At 33.7% G+C, this 16,985-nt stretch carries 14 protein-coding genes; 1 reads left to right on the forward strand and 13 read right to left on the reverse strand.

Annotated elements, in window-relative coordinates; translation table 11 throughout:
* Position 1: 1 nt before the first annotated feature.
* From mltG to tyrS, 13 genes are all read right to left on the reverse strand, one after another.
* Positions 2-1,012, reverse strand: coding sequence for an endolytic transglycosylase MltG (gene mltG, locus ACKF5P_RS08530; RefSeq protein ID WP_408954790.1), 1,011 nt, complete (start codon positions 1,010-1,012; stop codon positions 2-4).
* A 144-nt stretch (positions 1,013-1,156) separates the two neighbouring features.
* A complete protein-coding gene (locus ACKF5P_RS08535) occupies positions 1,157-1,456 on the reverse strand; it encodes a DUF4258 domain-containing protein (protein ID WP_408954791.1) in 300 nt (99 codons plus the stop codon).
* Between the two features lie 97 nt (positions 1,457-1,553).
* Complete coding sequence (locus tag ACKF5P_RS08540) at positions 1,554-1,832, reverse strand: DUF1292 domain-containing protein (protein WP_408954792.1); 279 nt, start codon at positions 1,830-1,832, stop codon at positions 1,554-1,556.
* Positions 1,833-2,008: 176 nt separating this feature from the next.
* Positions 2,009-2,422 carry a Holliday junction resolvase RuvX gene (gene ruvX / locus ACKF5P_RS08545; RefSeq protein WP_408954793.1) on the reverse strand — a complete coding sequence of 138 codons (414 nt, stop codon included), beginning with the start codon at positions 2,420-2,422 and terminating at the stop codon, positions 2,009-2,011.
* Positions 2,423-2,436: 14 nt separating this feature from the next.
* Entirely contained in the window at positions 2,437-3,951 is a 1,515-nt protein-coding gene (locus ACKF5P_RS08550; RefSeq protein ID WP_408954794.1) for a baseplate J/gp47 family protein, read from the reverse strand.
* Between the two features lie 16 nt (positions 3,952-3,967).
* Positions 3,968-5,260, reverse strand: coding sequence for a cell division FtsA domain-containing protein (locus ACKF5P_RS08555; protein ID WP_408954795.1), 1,293 nt, complete (start codon positions 5,258-5,260; stop codon positions 3,968-3,970).
* A 20-nt stretch (positions 5,261-5,280) separates the two neighbouring features.
* A complete protein-coding gene (locus tag ACKF5P_RS08560; protein WP_408954796.1) occupies positions 5,281-7,440 on the reverse strand; it encodes a hypothetical protein in 2,160 nt (719 codons plus the stop codon).
* Between the two features lie 12 nt (positions 7,441-7,452).
* Positions 7,453-7,701, reverse strand: coding sequence for an IreB family regulatory phosphoprotein (locus ACKF5P_RS08565; protein WP_408954797.1), 249 nt, complete (start codon positions 7,699-7,701; stop codon positions 7,453-7,455).
* Between the two features lie 160 nt (positions 7,702-7,861).
* Positions 7,862-10,492 (reverse strand): alanine--tRNA ligase, encoded by a 2,631-nt coding sequence (gene alaS, locus ACKF5P_RS08570; RefSeq protein ID WP_408954798.1) that lies wholly within the window; start codon positions 10,490-10,492, stop codon positions 7,862-7,864.
* 125 nt (positions 10,493-10,617) lie between these two features.
* The gene (locus tag ACKF5P_RS08575; protein ID WP_408954799.1) at positions 10,618-11,679 is read right to left on the reverse strand and encodes an AI-2E family transporter; all 1,062 of its coding nucleotides are present in this window, start codon (positions 11,677-11,679) and stop codon (positions 10,618-10,620) included.
* Positions 11,676-12,149 carry a PRC-barrel domain-containing protein gene (locus ACKF5P_RS08580; RefSeq protein ID WP_408954800.1) on the reverse strand — a complete coding sequence of 158 codons (474 nt, stop codon included), beginning with the start codon at positions 12,147-12,149 and terminating at the stop codon, positions 11,676-11,678. The genes ACKF5P_RS08575 and ACKF5P_RS08580 overlap by 4 nt, the downstream gene beginning before the upstream one ends.
* A gap of 347 nt (positions 12,150-12,496) precedes the next feature.
* On the reverse strand, positions 12,497-13,153 hold the full coding sequence (gene yunB / locus ACKF5P_RS08585) for a sporulation protein YunB (protein WP_408954801.1): 657 nt from the start codon (positions 13,151-13,153) through the stop codon (positions 12,497-12,499).
* Between the two features lie 52 nt (positions 13,154-13,205).
* Positions 13,206-14,426: a tyrosine--tRNA ligase gene (gene tyrS / locus ACKF5P_RS08590; protein ID WP_408954802.1), complete on the reverse strand. Its 1,221-nt coding sequence runs from the start codon at positions 14,424-14,426 to the stop codon at positions 13,206-13,208.
* 179 nt (positions 14,427-14,605) lie between these two features.
* Here tyrS and ACKF5P_RS08595 point away from each other — a divergent pair, with 179 nt between their 5' ends.
* A complete protein-coding gene (locus tag ACKF5P_RS08595) occupies positions 14,606-16,981 on the forward strand; it encodes a transglycosylase domain-containing protein (RefSeq protein ID WP_408954803.1) in 2,376 nt (791 codons plus the stop codon).
* The last annotated feature ends 4 nt before the right edge of the window (positions 16,982-16,985 follow it).

Below are 16,985 nucleotides of genomic sequence, written 5' to 3' on the forward strand. Positions count from 1 at the left end.
CTTAATTATTTAATCCTCTTTGTACATCTAAATGCTCTTGATAAGTCCTTGTAAATTCGTGATAACCTCCAGTCGTTGCTACATAATATAAATAATCTGTCTCAGCAGGGTTTAATGCAGCCTTCATAGCTGATAGACTAGGATTATTGATTGGCCCTGGCGGTAGTCCAGAAATTTTATAAGTATTATATGGTGATTCCACTTCTAAATCCCTATATAATAACCTCGACTTATGCTCAGGCAGACTATATTGAACTGTCGCATCTAATTGTAGTCTCATACCTATCTCTAATCGATTATAAATCACACTAGCAATCAAAGGCTCTTCACTTGCTACCTTCCTTTCCCCTTCGATCAAAGATGCAATCGTCACTATCTCATGCAAATCATAATCACTATCCTGTATCTGCTCCTCTAAGACACTAACTTGTCTGTTAAACTCATTGAGCATAATTCTAACCACATCACGCTCAGAACTTCCATAAGGAATACGATAAGTATTAGGAAATAAAAAACCTTCTAAATTATACTTTATATCATCCCGCTTTGGTAAAAAATCCAGCTTTTTATTACGGGCCAATTCCAAAAACTCATCACGATCAAACCCCTTCCTAGCCAACAAATCTGCAGTCTGTTCAACTCTAGCTCCTTCAAAGACAGTAATAATATGATCAGCAGTCTTCCCTCTGACCAGCTTATCAATAATATCTGGAGTCGACATTCCTGAATTTAATTTATAATGACCAGCTTGTACTCTCCTTGATAAATCTTTAACTCTCAAATAAATCCTAAAACCGAAAGGACTTCGAATCAAACCTTTTTCATATAATATCTTTCCAATTCTGTTAGTTGAAGTATTAGGCTCAATTTCAACTAACTTATCCTCTTGAGCTAAATTGTAATCTACTGGCTCTAATAACTGCCTTCCATAATTAAAGAGAGCAAAATTAATTAAAACGAATACTAATAATAGAATGAGACCTATTCTTTTTAAAACTTTAATAACTGCCATCTGTCACATCCTTTCGCTATTATTTCTCCCTTATTATAAACAATATTTTATAATTTCGCAAATAAGAAAATATTTTAATCTCTATATAAATTAGGCACCCTGAACCCAATCGAGTTCAGAATGCCTAATCAAATCACTTAATAATCATGCTATTTCTTCAAGCCGAGTACCGTCTTTAATATGTATATTAGAACGGTCTATAACAGTGATAACCACTGCTTTAAAATCTCTTACTTCAATAATTACAGCCAAATTATTCTCTTGGTCAACAACGGCAATCTCTTCTCCAGTATCATTATACTTTAATAATTTCTGATCCAAACTCAAAATAATTGCTGTAACTAACTCTTTTTCTATCTCTCTTTCTTCCATTCTTTCTAAAGCATGAGTGGTACTCTCTATTCTAAAATAACTATCATCTAAAAAAGTCTCTGTTAGTAACATATAAAGCCCCCCTTCATTTGAATTTCTATTATCAGTATTGACTATTTTCACAAGTTTTATACCTAAACTCAAAAAAAGGGGGTAAAACAAAGAAATATTACTGATAATTTTCAGTTAGTTCTTGTTGTAATTTAACTAACTCATCTTCATCTACCACTGGTTGATAAGCTTTATTGCCTTTTTCATCTTCAATAACTTTCAAAGCATATCCTTCGCCAGTATCATTATCTTCATCATGGAGTAAGATCAAATAAGTTTCATCTTTCACATCTAATACAGTTACTATTTCATATTCTCTTTGCTCTCCATCATGATCTTCTAATAAAACAACCCCTTCTTCTTCATTTACTACTTTAATTATACCTTCCTTTTCCATTTTTAAGATCACCTCTTTATTATTGATAGTTTAAGTTTAAGGTTAAGTTTGAGATTAAATCAACCCAAAAGCATAAGGGTTTATTACTTAGCCTTAGACTTAATCCTACATTGTAAATTTACTTCCCACTTTTTCCTTCGAGTCTTGCGGACTCTCCGTAGATAGTAAAAATCCTACTACGGATTTTTACTATCTAGATAATTCTGTAAAATAACGACCGCAGCCATCTTATCAATTACATTTTTTCTCTTTTTCCTACTCAAGTCTGCTTCAAGTAGAGTCCTTTCGGCTGCAACAGTTGATAACCTCTCATCCCAAGTTTTTACTGAAAGATCAATCCTATCTTCTAACTGCTCTACAAACTCCAATACCTTCTCTGCTCTTGGCCCTAATGAACCATCCATATTCTTAGGCAGGCCTACTACTACCTCCTCTATATTATACTGCTCAATTAAAGAGCAAATATAATCCAACTTCTCTTCTGTTAATTCAGCTTCAATTACACTCTTTCCTTGAGCTGTCCAGCCTAAAGCATCACTAACTGCTACTCCTGTCTTTTTGTCCCCTAAGTCCACTCCCATTATCCTCATATTAGCTACTCCCTTCAATAACTCTCTGGCTCATTAATTATTAGATCAATTCCAAAACGAAATCTTGGCAAATCAGATTGACCATTTGCTTCAATACTATAATCAGCTATTTCTTCCATTTTATCAAAAATATTTTTTATTTCAACAATTTCTTCTGCTACTAAGTTACTAAATAATTTATCTTCACTTATCTTACCCTTAACTTGCCCTCTACTTTCAACATTCAAGATGATTTCTTCAGAATTAATTTCTTCTACATTTATCTCTTCAATTCTCATCTGTGAATCAACTAATTTGAAATTATTAGCAAGATTGGTTCGATATAATTCTAAGACTAACTCCTTTAATTCTTCTTTTCTTACTGCCAAACCAGCTACCTTTATATTACTAATAAATCGTAATTCATCCCTTAAATCTCCTACTTCAGCTTCAGCTACAATATTCTCACTCTCAGTCTTAATCTGCTCTGAGAAGAATAAAAAGTCATCTGAAAACTTATCTTTAAATCTATCTTCAATTTCAAACATTAGTTCTCTTTCTAGTTGTTCTAGTCCTCTTTCAATATCATCTCTAGTAACAACACTAACCTCTTCATCTTTTCCTCCTCGTGTATCCTCAGGATTAACTGCTGTTACAGAATACTCCCCTTCAACAAATTCAACAATTCTTCCCTTACTTACATTCCCTTTTACTCCTTTATTAACAGCTTCTATGTTAACTTCTGCTCTACCAGCTCTCATTCCTACTACTACTCCCATAAAATTATCTACTTCCGCTGCAGGAACAGTTACTCTATTTATAGTTTTAAATCTAATCCCATTTTGAGTGCTCACTTCAGTCCCAGCAGGAATAACTACCTCTTGACGAGTATCATTAATCAAAGCTAGAACTCCTGTAGCTCGTTTAACTCCAATTCGTTGCTGACCAGTTGTTTCAACTTCCAATTTTTTATCTATTTCAACCTCCTCAGTTAAAAGAGGTATTTTCCTTTCAGTTAACAAAATCTCTTCTAACCCTTTAACTGCTCTAATCTGATTAGAGAAACTCTTAGTTTCAAAGACTGGAGTAACCTCTACAGTAGCTACTGAAAAAGAAAAGTAAAACCAAACTAGACCTAATAATAAAATTCCACCTACAAAGCCAATGATTTTTTTAAACAAACTACTTTTACCCTGTTGACCTTCAGAGAGATTATCATCTTCACCTAATAGAGAACTCCTTGCTTGAGATTCAACTTCTTCTATACTCTCTTCATCACTCTTAATTTCTTCTAAATTAGAATAGACCTTAAATCCTGATTTAGACAATAACTTCTTAGTCTTAGCAAGATCACTTATAAAAACTAACCTCTTCCCTGCCCGTTGAGCATAATTTTTAATCAACTCTAAATTAACTTGTCCTACAAAAATTGGTGATTTTTTATGAATAATGATCACCAATGTATCACTTTCAACAGTTTGAATTTTATCTAACAATGAATTCAACGGTTCATCCGGATCTATGTATATTTTAATATAATCTTCTACCATATTCATCCCCTCTCAGCTAGGCAAAGTTAGAAACTACCTTTTCCCACAAGTTTTCTTTTTTCAATCCCTGAAATAAAGTTGTCTGCAAAGCCAAACTTTTGGGGGTAACATTCTCTATTTCTGTTAAGCCAACTCGATCCGTAATTCCTTCAATGTCATCTGGTTTTAATAACTTAACCTTCGGCTTTTTAAAGAAGGGTAAATCCTCATATAATTTTCTTGCTTCGATTCCATCAATCAGCCCTCTTAAAGCACTACCGCCACCACATAAATATATCTTTTGAGGTAAAGCTTCTGAAGAAGCCAATCCCTTTAATGCAACTTCAATTCCTTCATATAATAAATCAAAGTTACTCTTTAAAACTCGTTCTATTTGCTCCATTATATCTGCATCTAACTTCTCTAAAGAATACATTAACTTTAATTCTTCAGCTTCTACTAGAGATAAATTTAAGTTTCTTGCTAATATTTTAGTGAAATCTCGTCCTGCAAAGCCAAACATTTTAGTCCCTTCAATACCACCATTTCTAATTAAAGCGACATCTGTTGTTCCTCCCCCAATATCAATCACAATTGCCCCAAATTCATAAGCTTCATTACTCATAATACTTTTAGCTATTGCAAACGGCTCAGCAATGATTCCTACTAGCTCATAATCTAAACGCTTAGCAACCGTTCTCAAAGCACCTACATGCACTAAAGGTGCAAAAGTATTGAAGATACTAACTTCTAAATTCTTGCCTTGAAATTCTTCAGGATTTGTTACCTTATAGCCATCTACTTTCATTTCAACAACAGAAGAATTGACCAACTCTACTTTGATGTTATTTAACCCTACATCTGCTAATAACTCTTCTTGGGCCAACTCTAATGCTTCCTTTTGGCCCTTGCTAACTAGATTATCTACCTCTTTTTTCTTTAGTTTTCGTTTAGGTAGTGGACGCTTTCGCTTGACATCAGTAATTATCCCCTTAACAAACTCCCCTGCAATTCCAATTGCAATCTGTTGTGGATTTACCTCTGCCATCTTTTCTGCTTCTTCAATAGCCTGATAACAGACTTTAACTACTTCTTCTATATTAGAAATAGCTCCACCTTCCATATTCGAATAATCCTGCTTGATCTGTCCATAACCAATAATTTCAGAACTGTTATAATTAAATTTAACTACAACTGCTTTCACATATTCGGTACCTATGTCTAAAGCCAAGCGATACTTAAATTCTTCTCCTTCTTCATCACTTCTTAAACAATTGTTTAATTTAGAAATAATTGAGATCACCTTCCTTTTTATTACATTATTATCCATAAGGAGGTGATCTCCTTTTTTTAACTTGATTTTATTCGTCTCAACACCAAATACAATAAAGAAAATACAGGATATAATAATAACGTAGCAGCAGCTACTACTCCTGAATCATTAATTAACATTGTAATGATACTTCCAATTAACAATCCACTAAAACCAGCAGATAAATTAGGATATCGTTCTAATATCTCCTTTAACATCCCTTGTGGTTTTTTAAATAATAAGATCAAAATTAGGATAAAAGAAAGTAAGACTTTGCTCCAAATAGTCCAACCCAATAATTTAAAGTTCATACTTAGTTTGCGATACATAATTAACAATAAATTTCTAGGCCCTCCTGAAACTGCCTGGGCCAAATGGGTTCTAGTAGCAAATTGCCCACTTAAATCAGCAACTATGATCAATCCTATAATCACTATTGCAATTACAATTATCTTTAAGCCCAACTTCAGATCTAAATCATAACCTTCTAATTTAAAATAAGTACTACTATAAACAATCACTGCTGTAACCAACCCACCAAAGTTGGCCCCTAGCTGAGGATGTCCAACTGTCAAGATCAATAAACCAAACAGAATCAATAAAATTAAGTTGGAAACTTGTAACTTAATCTCTTTTACAGTAGTCAATCCAATCACACTGGACCCAATTAAAATACCCATAAATTCATTTCCAATCCCATAAAATCTAGCTCCAATTACAGGTGAATAACCTAATATTGATAACCTAATCAACCTACCACCTGACCATAAATCAACTACTAATAGGGTTGTCATTACTAATGCCGGTATTAATATCACCTTTAAATGATTAGAGGTCTTATTAATTAATAAATAGCTCAAATACAAACTGAATATAATCCAACCTACAACAACAGCTATCATCTCTTGTAACACAACAAATCTAGATAATAAAAAGAAGTTAGGGAGCCATAAGATAATCACAATCAAATACTTAATAATCTGTTTTAGATTATATTTATTACTCTTAACTAAAATTAAGCTACCTGCCAAAGCCAACGTAATAATCTGTAACAAAATAAACCCTTTAATTAGAGTAGGTCGCCAACTAAAGGTACTCTTAATCATTTGATTCAATCTTTGTAGATAATCTATTGAATAATCAGAACTAATGCTATTAATTACCCTCCCACTCAACTTGGCATTTTGTGCAGTCAGATAATTATAAATGGTACTAGCCAAGTCACGATTAGTAATTAAACCAGCTCTCCTTGTCGTTCCTGAAGTCAATAATCCTGATTCTATTTCAGGGCCAACAGCCAAAGTTATTGTTAGCCTATCTCCTTTTCTAATCCCTTGCTTAGAAGGAGTAGGCGTTACAACAAATAAATGATCCTTCTCTAAATCAATTTTATTAATAACCTCTCCTAATAAATTATCAACCCTCTTAATTGCTGCTTCCTTTTCTTGAGCATATTTCTCTGCTGTTAATAGATAATCAATAGCTTCAATTCTAGAAGTATCACCGGATTCTACAATAATTAGATCACTATTTTGATAATAATAATCAAACTCTTGTAGCAAATAACCTTGGTCAGTTACAAAACCAGAAGGATGTTGATCCGATTTAAGGCTCATCATCGGACCAACATCCCCTTGATTAATAACTCCATATTCAGTTATCCCTAGTAATCCTATATGTCGCCGTGGCTGCTGTAATACATCTGCATTTCCCAGTACGCTAACCTTGGCCCCTGCTTCTGATAATAAAGTTCCTAATTTCCCAACTTTTGGCTGATACTCTCCAGATCTATTCTCAGCCACTATTCGAGCAAACTCAATATTTACAATTTCAAAATCAGTATCTAATTGGCTTATTCTTCTATGATATAAGTCTTTAGCATTACTCCCTTGATAACCTTCAATCAAGTTGAAATTTAAAAAACCAGCTCTACCTACTCGAGCTCTTTCTCCAGCACCAAGTGTTAAATAAGTATTTGTAGCTTCCAGTCCACCAGCCGTTCTGGTATTCATTAAACCTACTGCTCCAATAGAACTTAAATAATCTAAACTCGGTGTTTCTACCTCTTGTAATTCAGTAATATCAACCCCATCCATTACAAATAAGACAAAACGACCTTCATTTTCGCTAGCACTACCGATCAGTGAAAAAGAAATTATTATCCCTATTATTCCAAATAAGATTACTGCTCTTTTCATTTAATCACTCCGCTATTTTAAGTAACTCTTGACTAACTCCTCAATAATTTCATCCCGCTCAAACTTTCTAATCTTACTTCTAGCTTGCCGATGACTAGTAATATAAGCAGGATCTCCTGATAAAATATACCCTACAATCTGATCGATCGGATTATATCCTTTTTCATCTAAAGCTTGATAAACTTTCCTTAAAACCCTAGCTACTTCATTCTCATCATCTTTTTCTACTCTAAACATCATAGTTTTATCCATATCACTCATTATATTCACCTCAATAACTATTAATAGTCTTCCTAATATATTTATTCTTTATACACTTTGCTTTTCCTGTTATTTATATAAATTGAATTAATAATCTCTCAATCTAATCTAACTGAATTCTTTTAAATACAAACTGTTAGGTGAAAAAGTTAAGTTTAACTTATCTAGCTAAAATAATCTTTCTTGCTCTTTCTAAAGCAGCAGTTAATTTACCAGGTTGACTACCACCAGCTTGGGCCATAGTAGGCCGACCACCACCACCACCACCAGCAACTTGAGCAACTTGTCCAATAATTTCTCCAGCATGATATCCTTGTTCTACTAAATCATCTGTTATCATGGCTACAAAAACTACCTTTTCCTGCAATTTAGACCCCAGTATAATTATTCCAGAATCAAGCTCTTGCTTTAAATTATCTCCCATCTTTCTTAACCCTGCATTATCCAATCCATCTACCTCATTTACCACTACATTTACTCCATTGAGCTCTTCAACTTGAGAAACTAAATCTTCACTCTGCGAAGAAGCAAGTTTATCTTTTAAGCTAGTAATCTCCTTTTGCAAGCTCTTTACTTTATTTTGTAAACTAACAACCTTATCTACAACCTCAGTTGGATTAGCCCTTAATTTATCAGCTAAATCAGCAATCATATCTTCTTGCTGTTGAACATAGTTCAAAGCTTTATCTCCACTAACAGCTTCAATTCTTCTCACACCAGCAGCAATTCCTGACTCATCTAAAGCCTTGAAGAAACCAACTTTTCCAGTATAATCTACATGTGTTCCACCACATAACTCTACACTATAATCTCCTAATTTAACAACCCTTACTTGCTCACTGTATTTTTCTCCAAATAAAGCTGTTGCTCCCAATTGCTTGGCTTCTTCTAACTTCATTTCTTCTGTTTTCATTGACAGGTTTTCTCTAATTTTTTGATTAACTATTTCTTCTACTTTACGCAGTTGTTCCTTAGTTACAGCTTCAAAATGAGTAAAATCAAATCGCAACCTTTCTGGTGTAACTAATGACCCTGACTGCTTAACATGATCTCCTAGCACTTCCTTTAAAGCCTGCTGTAATAAATGAGTTGCAGTATGATTTCTAGCCGTAGCTGCTCTTAATTTTGAAGCAATCTCAACCTTAACTTCTTCTCCTATCTCTAAACTTCCTCTTTCTAACTCAACCTTATGAACAATTATATCAGCAACTTCTTGAACATCTATTACTTTCAGACTAGCAGAATCCGTTGTAATAAGCCCTCGATCTCCAACTTGACCTCCACTCTCTGCATAAAAAGGTGTCTTCTTTAAAATTATTTTAGCCTTTTCTCCGGCAGTTATCTTGTTAATTTCTTGGTTATCTTTAACGACAGCTAACACTTCTGTTGTTGCTGCTTTATGCTCATACCCAATAAACCTGCTTACCCCTATCTTATCTCTCAAACCTTTAAATAATTCCAATTCACGATGATCTTGATTATAGTCTTCCCTAGCTTCTCTAGCTCTATTACGTTGCTGCTGCATAGCTTTTTCAAAACCATCATGATCAACTTCAAATCCTTGTTCAAAAGCAATTTCCTCTGTCAGCTCTACCGGAAAGCCATAAGTATCATATAACATAAATACCTTATCACCAGGAATTTGACCTGAACCATCCTCTTTTAATTCAGCAATAATTTCATCTAAAATATTCATTCCCTGCTCTAAAGTCTCTTCGAAGCGAAGTTCTTCTTGTTTAATAATCTTTACAATCTGCTCTTCCCTTTTAACTAACTCAGAATAATGATCACCCATAATGTCAACTACAATTGCTACAATTTTATGTAAGAAAGGAGCTTCTAAACCTAATACCTTAGCATATCGTACCGCCCTTCTTAATACTCTTCTGACAACATAACCCCTACCTTCATTTGAAGGTAAAGCACCGTCTCCAATAGCAAAAGTAATACTTCTAATATGATCAACAATCACCTTAATTGCCAAATCAGTCTCTTCAGATTGACCATAATCTACATCACAATTTTGAGTGACAAACTCTATCAAAGGCATAAATAGATCAGTTTCAAAGTTAGTAGGAGTCCCTTGTAATAAGGAAGCCAATCTTTCTAATCCAACTCCAGTGTCAATATTCTTCTTAGGCAAATCTAAGTATTCTCCATCTGCTGTCTTATTATATTGAGTAAATACTAAGTTCCAAACCTCTAAGTATCTGTCACAATCACAACCTAATTGACAGCCTTCATCACATCCAAAATCTATTCCACGATCGTAATGAATTTCAGAGCATGGACCACACGGGCCAATACCAATTTCCCAGAAATTTTCATCCTTATCCATTCTAACAATTCGATCCTTTGGAACGCCAATATCTTCATGCCAAATCTCAAAAGCACGATCATCCTCTTTATAAATAGAAATCCACAACTTCTCATTTTCTAGCCCTAGCTCCTCAGTTAAAAACTCATAACCCCATTCAATAGCCTCTTTTTTAAAATAATCTCCAAAAGAAAAGTTCCCTAACATTTCAAAGAAAGTATGGTGCCGTGCAGTTTTTCCTACATTAGTAATATCATTGGTCCGAATACATTTCTGTGAAGTAGCCATTCTAGAATTAGGTGGTATAGCACTTCCATTAAAATAATCTTTAAAGGGTGCCATTCCAGCATTAATCCATAATAATGTAGGATCATCTTGAGGAACTAATGGAGCACTTGGTAAAACTTGATGTCCTTTATCCGCAAAAAAATCTAAAAATTTCTGTCTTATTTGAGTACTATTCATCTTAACCATTTCAACAACCTCCTATAACAAAATTATAAATTAGCTAATAAATTATTTATTTTTAGTTACTTTTAAAAGTCAATTAAAAGAACTATTAACTTTAACTAAACTTAGATTACATAATACTAAAAATGCTATCTATTGTCAACTGTAATTAATATTTCATAAAATAGATAATTAAGCACCTCTTTAATGATTGCTACGGTAGGAATAGCAAATAACATTCCTACAATTCCAAACAGCTCTCCTCCGGCTAATAATGCAAATATAATCAAAAGCGGATGCAAACCCAATTCATCTCCCATGATTTTAGGAGAAATAATATTACCTTCTATTTGCTGAATTATAAAAAACAAAACAACAACCCATACTACTAACTGAAAAGAATTAAAAGAAGCAACTATTACTGCTGGCAATGCTCCAATAAAAGGGCCAAAATAAGGAATAACATTTGTGATACCAGCAAAAACCCCCAGCAACAATGCAAATTTAACTTCTAATACATACAACCCTAAAATTGCCATTATACCTACCAATAAACTAACAATTAACTGTCCTTTTAAAAAACAAAATAAGGCAAGATTAATCCCTTCCAACAATTTTTGTAAACCTGATCGATAACCCCTCGGAACTAATGACCACCCAAACCGTCGCATCAAGCTCAAATCTTTTAAAATATAAAAAGAAAGAACAGGAGCCAATAATAAACTCAACATCCTAGAAACAAGCCCAATAATCGTCTGGCTGGTTCGTTCAATAAATTGCAGACTGATCTCTTCCAATCTATTAACAACTCTACTTAAAATCAAATTAATTGTTGGTGGCAAATTAAATTGTTCATACCACCTATTGATTATATCAATTATCTCCTGCAACCTTTGAATATAAATAGGTAGTTTATCAGCCAAAACTTCTAAATCTTCAATTAAAGCCGGAACTAATATAGCACCACTTAACCCTAAAGCTGTTCCTATAACTCCAAAAATAAAGATTAAAGCACCTAATCTTGGCAAGTTCTTAGCAATTAATTTATTGATAATCGGATTAATCAAATAAGACAATAGTATTGCTAGTATAAAAGGTAACAAAATAACCCTTACCTGATATAAAAAGATTATTAATAATAACAGAAAAACTAATAAGATTGCCCTCTTACTTTTCAGTTTAGCTCCCTCCAACAGATAAAAAATAATCATTCAATATTAGTCACAATAATAATATCCTGACCATAAGCCAACTCAATTTTATCAAACAAAATAACCTTCCTTCCAGTCAAAATATCTTGAATTAGTCCATCGGTCAACTCATACCCCAATAAATTCTGCTTTTGATCAACAATAACATCTTCAACTACTCCTAAAACCTCTCCTTGCTCCGTTATGACTTCTTTACCCATAACACTTGCTCCATAATTCAAGCTTTCAACACTCTTTTCTACTTGATTCAAGTTCCTTTTATTATCAATAATAATAATATCCTTCCCTAATATGTATAACTTTTGTTGAGGAATCAATCGTGCTTTCTTCCACACTTTTTTATTTTCAACCGCCACTCCTAATAACTGCTTTTGTTGTGGAGAGAAAAGAATATCTACCACTTTACCAACAAGCTCTCCTTCTTCCAATTCAACTATTGGTAATCCAATTAGCTCTTGGCCTCGTCTCATATTGCAGATTCCCATCCTCTCGTTTGAATAGAATTATCACTTATAACTAGACAATTATAAAAATGTTATGTTTAAGGTTAATTCTAAGTTCAAATAAGACCTAACACCTTATGGTTTTAATGGTTGACTTAGCCTTAAACTTAAGCTATATTATAACCAGTTTCTTTTTATCTAACACATAAAAAATAAAATAACTTCCAAAATTAAATCTAATTATAAAAAGTCTTAAAACTTAAAAATTATAGTTTCTTTAATAATAAAAAAAGCAAGCTTCCGCTTGCTTCTGCTCATTCTTAATATATAATTAAATCCCTTTTCACTTTAATAATTTATTACTCCCTATCTTATTAATTCACTTCTCCAGTTACTCCCTTTTTAAATATTCCTTCTTCTAAACCCACATAGACTTCTGGTACTTGACCTACAATAACTGCCTCGGTCAATGGGATATCAGTATTTACCTCAACTTGTGTATTTAATAAAGGAACTACTACACTTGCTTCAGTTTCAACTTCTAAATAAATCTTATGTCTCGTTTGATTAATTCCAGCTGATTGAAATTCATCTTGTATATTAGTCTTTACATAACCATAGGGAATAACCTCTGCTGTTAATAATGGGCTATAGCGCGAAAGAATTTCAAGTCCAAAAATTTGAAAAATAGGAATCTTAACCGTCCTACTATGAGTTTTATCTAATATTTTTTGAATTTCTACCGCAATATTGGAGGACAGATCATTTATAGCTTGTAAATTAGGCTGCATCATAGTCACATGACCTTCATTATTTGTTCTAATAATAATCAGATCATGATAATTTAATGTATCAGTCTCCTCATTAACAGCTTGATTAATAATAGTCGTTAACATTCCTGTTACATCAGACTTATAAATATTATGTAATCCCGGCTGTAATTTAGTCTCAACTAAAAAGACAGTAATAATTGATAAGATAATCGTTATAATGAAGAACAGCTTAATCAACTTTTTAAAAGAGAATTGCATAGAACCACCCCTTTATTATTGTATTAATCAAGGAGTAATTCTGTGCGTAATTTTAAATTAAATTTATTTTTGCAAACCTACGCTTTCCAACCTTAATAATCATTCCATCTTTAATTTCAAGATCTATATTTATCTGCTCATATTTTTCTCCGTCAATTTTTACTGCACCCTGCTTAATCATTCTTCGTGCTTGGCTATTGCTATCGACCAAACCAGTAGCAGCTACTAACTTGACTATCCATAATTGGCCCTCTTCTAAATCTTGTCGCGAAATATCTACTTCTGGAATATCTTCAGGTAAATCTCCTTGCTTAAATACTTTCTCAAACTCTTTTTCAGCTTCGATAGCTACTGTTTGATCATAATACTTACTGACAATCTCCCGGGCCAACCTTTTTTTAGCTTTCATTGGATGCAACTCTCCACTAGCTAACTCTTCATTGATCTTTGCCAACTCTTCTAAAGAAATATCGGTCAACAACTCAAAATAACGCCCAATCAACTCATCAGGCATTGACATTGTCTTACCATACATATCCTGAGGTTTTTCATCAATTCCAATATAGTTGCCTTTACTCTTACTCATCTTATCAACACCATCTAACCCTTCTAATAGCGGCATCATAATTATAGCTTGTGGCTCTTGTCCATGCTCTTTTTGTAAATTACGCCCCGCTAATAGGTTGAACTTCTGGTCTGTCCCACCCAATTCTACATCCGCTTCAATTGCTACAGAATCATACCCTTGTAACAAAGGATAAAAGAATTCATGGATGCTGATCGATTGATTATTTTGATAGCGATTAGAAAAATCTTCTCGCTCTAACATTCTAGCCACCGTATATTTAGAAGACAGTTCAATTGCATCAGCAAAATCTAACTCCTTAAACCACTGACTATTAAAAACAACCTCTGTCTTGTCAGGATCTAAAATCTTAAAAATCTGTTCTTCGTAAGTCTTAGCATTTTCCTTAACCTCTTTTTCTGTCAATTGTTTTCTAGCTGCCGACTTCCCAGTTGGATCACCAATTCTTCCTGTGAAATCACCAATCAACAGATAAATTTCATGACCTAGCTTCTGAAACTGTTTTAACTTCTGTAAAACAACAGTGTGACCTAAATGAATATCAGGTGCTGATGGATCTAAACCCAACTTGACCCTTAAGGCTCGTCCTTCCTTTTTAGCTTCTTTCAATTTATCCTTTAATGTATCTTCTCCAATTATTTCAGCTGTACCACGTTTAATTAGTTCTAATTCTTTGCTACTCTCCATCTCATTTCCTCCTGTCCATAATATTCTAAATGTATTAAAAAGTAGTATTAACCATATCATATTGTATCATAACTAAGTATTAATATCAATTATAGAAAATGCTAGTTTAAACAAATCAGAAATCTACTATATATAATGATGATTTTATGTTATAATAATTTGAGAAAGGAGGACGTAGCATGGTCAAAGGAAAATTAAAACAGTTAATTATTATTGCAATTATACTATTTATAGCTATTAGCATGGGAGCAGTGATCGGTACTGTAACCTGGGTTATAAATCAAAGCCCTGATATATCTGAATATGGTCAATGGACGACTGCTGAAAGTACAACAGTTTATACTGCTGATGGAGAGGTTTTAACTAGGTTGTACCAACAAGACAGAGTTTATGCTCCTTTATCAGAAGTACCAGAAGAATTACAACATGCAATCATAGCTATTGAAGATGATCGTTTTTATAATCACTATGGAATCGATGCTAGAGGTATCTTAAGAGCTATTACTGTAAATTTACGCCACAGAGCTACAGTTGAGGGTGCTAGTACTATCACCCAACAATTGGCCAAAAACGCATTATTAACCCCAGAAAGACTCTATTCTCGTAAATTACAAGAGATGTATATCGCACTACAATTTGAGCGTAAATATACTAAAGACGAAATCTTAGAATTTTACTTGAATGAGATATTCTTAGGTCATAGTGTCTATGGAGTAAAAAATGCAGCCAACTTTTATTTCAATAAAGATCTTGATGAGTTAACTTTAGCTGAATCTGCTTTAATTGCTGGTTTACCACGGGCACCTAATTACTATTCTCCCTATAGAAATCCAAATGAAGCAATTAGAAGACGTAATATAGTCTTAAATAGAATGTTAGAACAAGGTTATATTACTGCTCAAGAAGCAGAAGAAGCTAGACAAGAAGAACTGAATTTTGAACAAGGAGAAGAAGATAATAATGACAATATAGCACCTTATTTTGTTGAGCATATCAGAAAAGAATTACTCGATCAATTTGGAGCGAGAAAGGTCTATACTGGTGGCTTAAAAGTTCATACGTCTTTAGACTTGGAGATGCAAAAAAAAGCTGAAAACACTGTTAATCAAGCAATAGAATCTGGAGAGATTCCAACAGTTGAACAAGAAGATGGTCATGGAGAAAGACAGCCACAATTATCCCTGATCACTCTTGACCCTCATACAGGTCATATCAAAAGCATGGTTGGAGGTCGCGGGGAAGATAAATTCAACCGAGCAACACAAGCATATCGTCAACCAGGCTCTGCTTTCAAGCCTTTTGTTTATACTCAGGCAGTTAGAGATGGATTAGGTACAGGTAGCATTGTTGATGATACACCTAAAAAGTATACAAGCAACTTAGAAGGAAGAGATAGCTGGATCCCTAGAAATTATAATGACCAATACTCTGGGCCAACTACTTTACGAACTGGATTAGCACGTTCAATCAATGTAATGACTGTTAGATTACTCGATAAAGTAGGTATTAGTAATACTATTCAGACAGCAGAGGATATGGGGATCAAAAATATTATTTCTGAAGACAGAAACCTATCCCTTGCTTTAGGGGGCTTAACCAAAGGAGTCACTCCATTAGAAATGGCTACTGCTTATGGTACACTAGCTACTGGTGGAATTAAATCTGAACCAATTGCAATTAGCAAGGTTCTTGATAATCGCGGCAATGAAATCTACAGTAATCCGCCTGTTAAAGACATCGTTCTTGAGCAATCTGAGGCTTATTTAATAACAGATATGCTTAAATCTGCTATTGCCAGAGGCCCTGATATTTGGGGAACTGGCTGGAGAGCTTATTTAGGAAGACCAGCTGCCGGTAAAACTGGAACTACTTCTAACTATTCTGATGCTTGGTTTGTCGGTTATACGCCTGATTTAGTAACCAGTGTCTGGATAGGAGAAGATTCACCTAAAAGAATGGAATATAAACAAAAAGATGCTGAAGGTAATATTATTACTGATAATAATGGAAACCCACAAACAGAAATTATCGCGAGTGGGCAGGCTGCTAAATTATGGGGCGATTATATGAGAAATATAGTTCAAGAAAGGCCTGTCGCAGAATTTGAACAACCTAATAATATTATTACCAAAGAAATTAATAGTAAAAGTGGTCAATTGCCCGGCCCTTATTGTCCGGACCACACAATTACAGATGAGCTATTTATAGAAGGAACAGAACCAACTGAAACTTGTGAGCTCCATAAAGAAACAGAAAAGATTGAAATCAACCTCGAAACAGGAGCTATTGCAACTGAATACTGTCCAGAAGATGAGGTTGAAACAAAAGAATATCAAATAAAAACTAGAATTATAGTAGATGAAGATGGGGTTCCAATCAGAAAAGTCGATCCTGAAACAAAAATACCATTAACAGATGATGATGGAGATTATATTTATGAAAAAATACCTGAAGAGAAATGTTCTGAACACCTTCCAGATGATAAAGAAATTGAAGAAAATAATAATGGTAATATGAGAGATCAAATTTTAGACTTTTTTAACACTTTAAGATAAAGAA

It is taken from the genome of Natroniella sp. ANB-PHB2 (assembly GCF_046097105.1).
Taxonomy (GTDB): domain Bacteria; phylum Bacillota; class Halanaerobiia; order Halobacteroidales; family Halobacteroidaceae; genus Natroniella.

What these genes read in the sequence shown, in the direction of transcription:
- ACKF5P_RS08560 (WP_408954796.1), bottom strand. Translation starts at nt 7,440, where the DNA reads ATGAAAAGAGCAGTAATCTTATTTGGAATAATAGGGATAATAATTTCT.
- ACKF5P_RS08595 (WP_408954803.1), top strand. Translation starts at nt 14,606, where the DNA reads ATGGTCAAAGGAAAATTAAAACAGTTAATTATTATTGCAATTATACTA.
- tyrS (WP_408954802.1), bottom strand. Translation starts at nt 14,426, where the DNA reads ATGGAGAGTAGCAAAGAATTAGAACTAATTAAACGTGGTACAGCTGAA.
- alaS (WP_408954798.1), bottom strand. Translation starts at nt 10,492, where the DNA reads ATGGTTAAGATGAATAGTACTCAAATAAGACAGAAATTTTTAGATTTT.
- ACKF5P_RS08575 (WP_408954799.1), bottom strand. Translation starts at nt 11,679, where the DNA reads ATGATTATTTTTTATCTGTTGGAGGGAGCTAAACTGAAAAGTAAGAGG.
- ACKF5P_RS08540 (WP_408954792.1), bottom strand. Translation starts at nt 1,832, where the DNA reads ATGGAAAAGGAAGGTATAATTAAAGTAGTAAATGAAGAAGAAGGGGTT.
- ACKF5P_RS08550 (WP_408954794.1), bottom strand. Translation starts at nt 3,951, where the DNA reads ATGGTAGAAGATTATATTAAAATATACATAGATCCGGATGAACCGTTG.
- ACKF5P_RS08580 (WP_408954800.1), bottom strand. Translation starts at nt 12,149, where the DNA reads ATGAGACGAGGCCAAGAGCTAATTGGATTACCAATAGTTGAATTGGAA.
- ACKF5P_RS08535 (WP_408954791.1), bottom strand. Translation starts at nt 1,456, where the DNA reads ATGTTACTAACAGAGACTTTTTTAGATGATAGTTATTTTAGAATAGAG.
- yunB (WP_408954801.1), bottom strand. Translation starts at nt 13,153, where the DNA reads ATGCAATTCTCTTTTAAAAAGTTGATTAAGCTGTTCTTCATTATAACG.
- ACKF5P_RS08555 (WP_408954795.1), bottom strand. Translation starts at nt 5,260, where the DNA reads ATGGATAATAATGTAATAAAAAGGAAGGTGATCTCAATTATTTCTAAA.
- ruvX (WP_408954793.1), bottom strand. Translation starts at nt 2,422, where the DNA reads ATGAGGATAATGGGAGTGGACTTAGGGGACAAAAAGACAGGAGTAGCA.
- ACKF5P_RS08565 (WP_408954797.1), bottom strand. Translation starts at nt 7,701, where the DNA reads ATGAGTGATATGGATAAAACTATGATGTTTAGAGTAGAAAAAGATGAT.
- mltG (WP_408954790.1), bottom strand. Translation starts at nt 1,012, where the DNA reads ATGGCAGTTATTAAAGTTTTAAAAAGAATAGGTCTCATTCTATTATTA.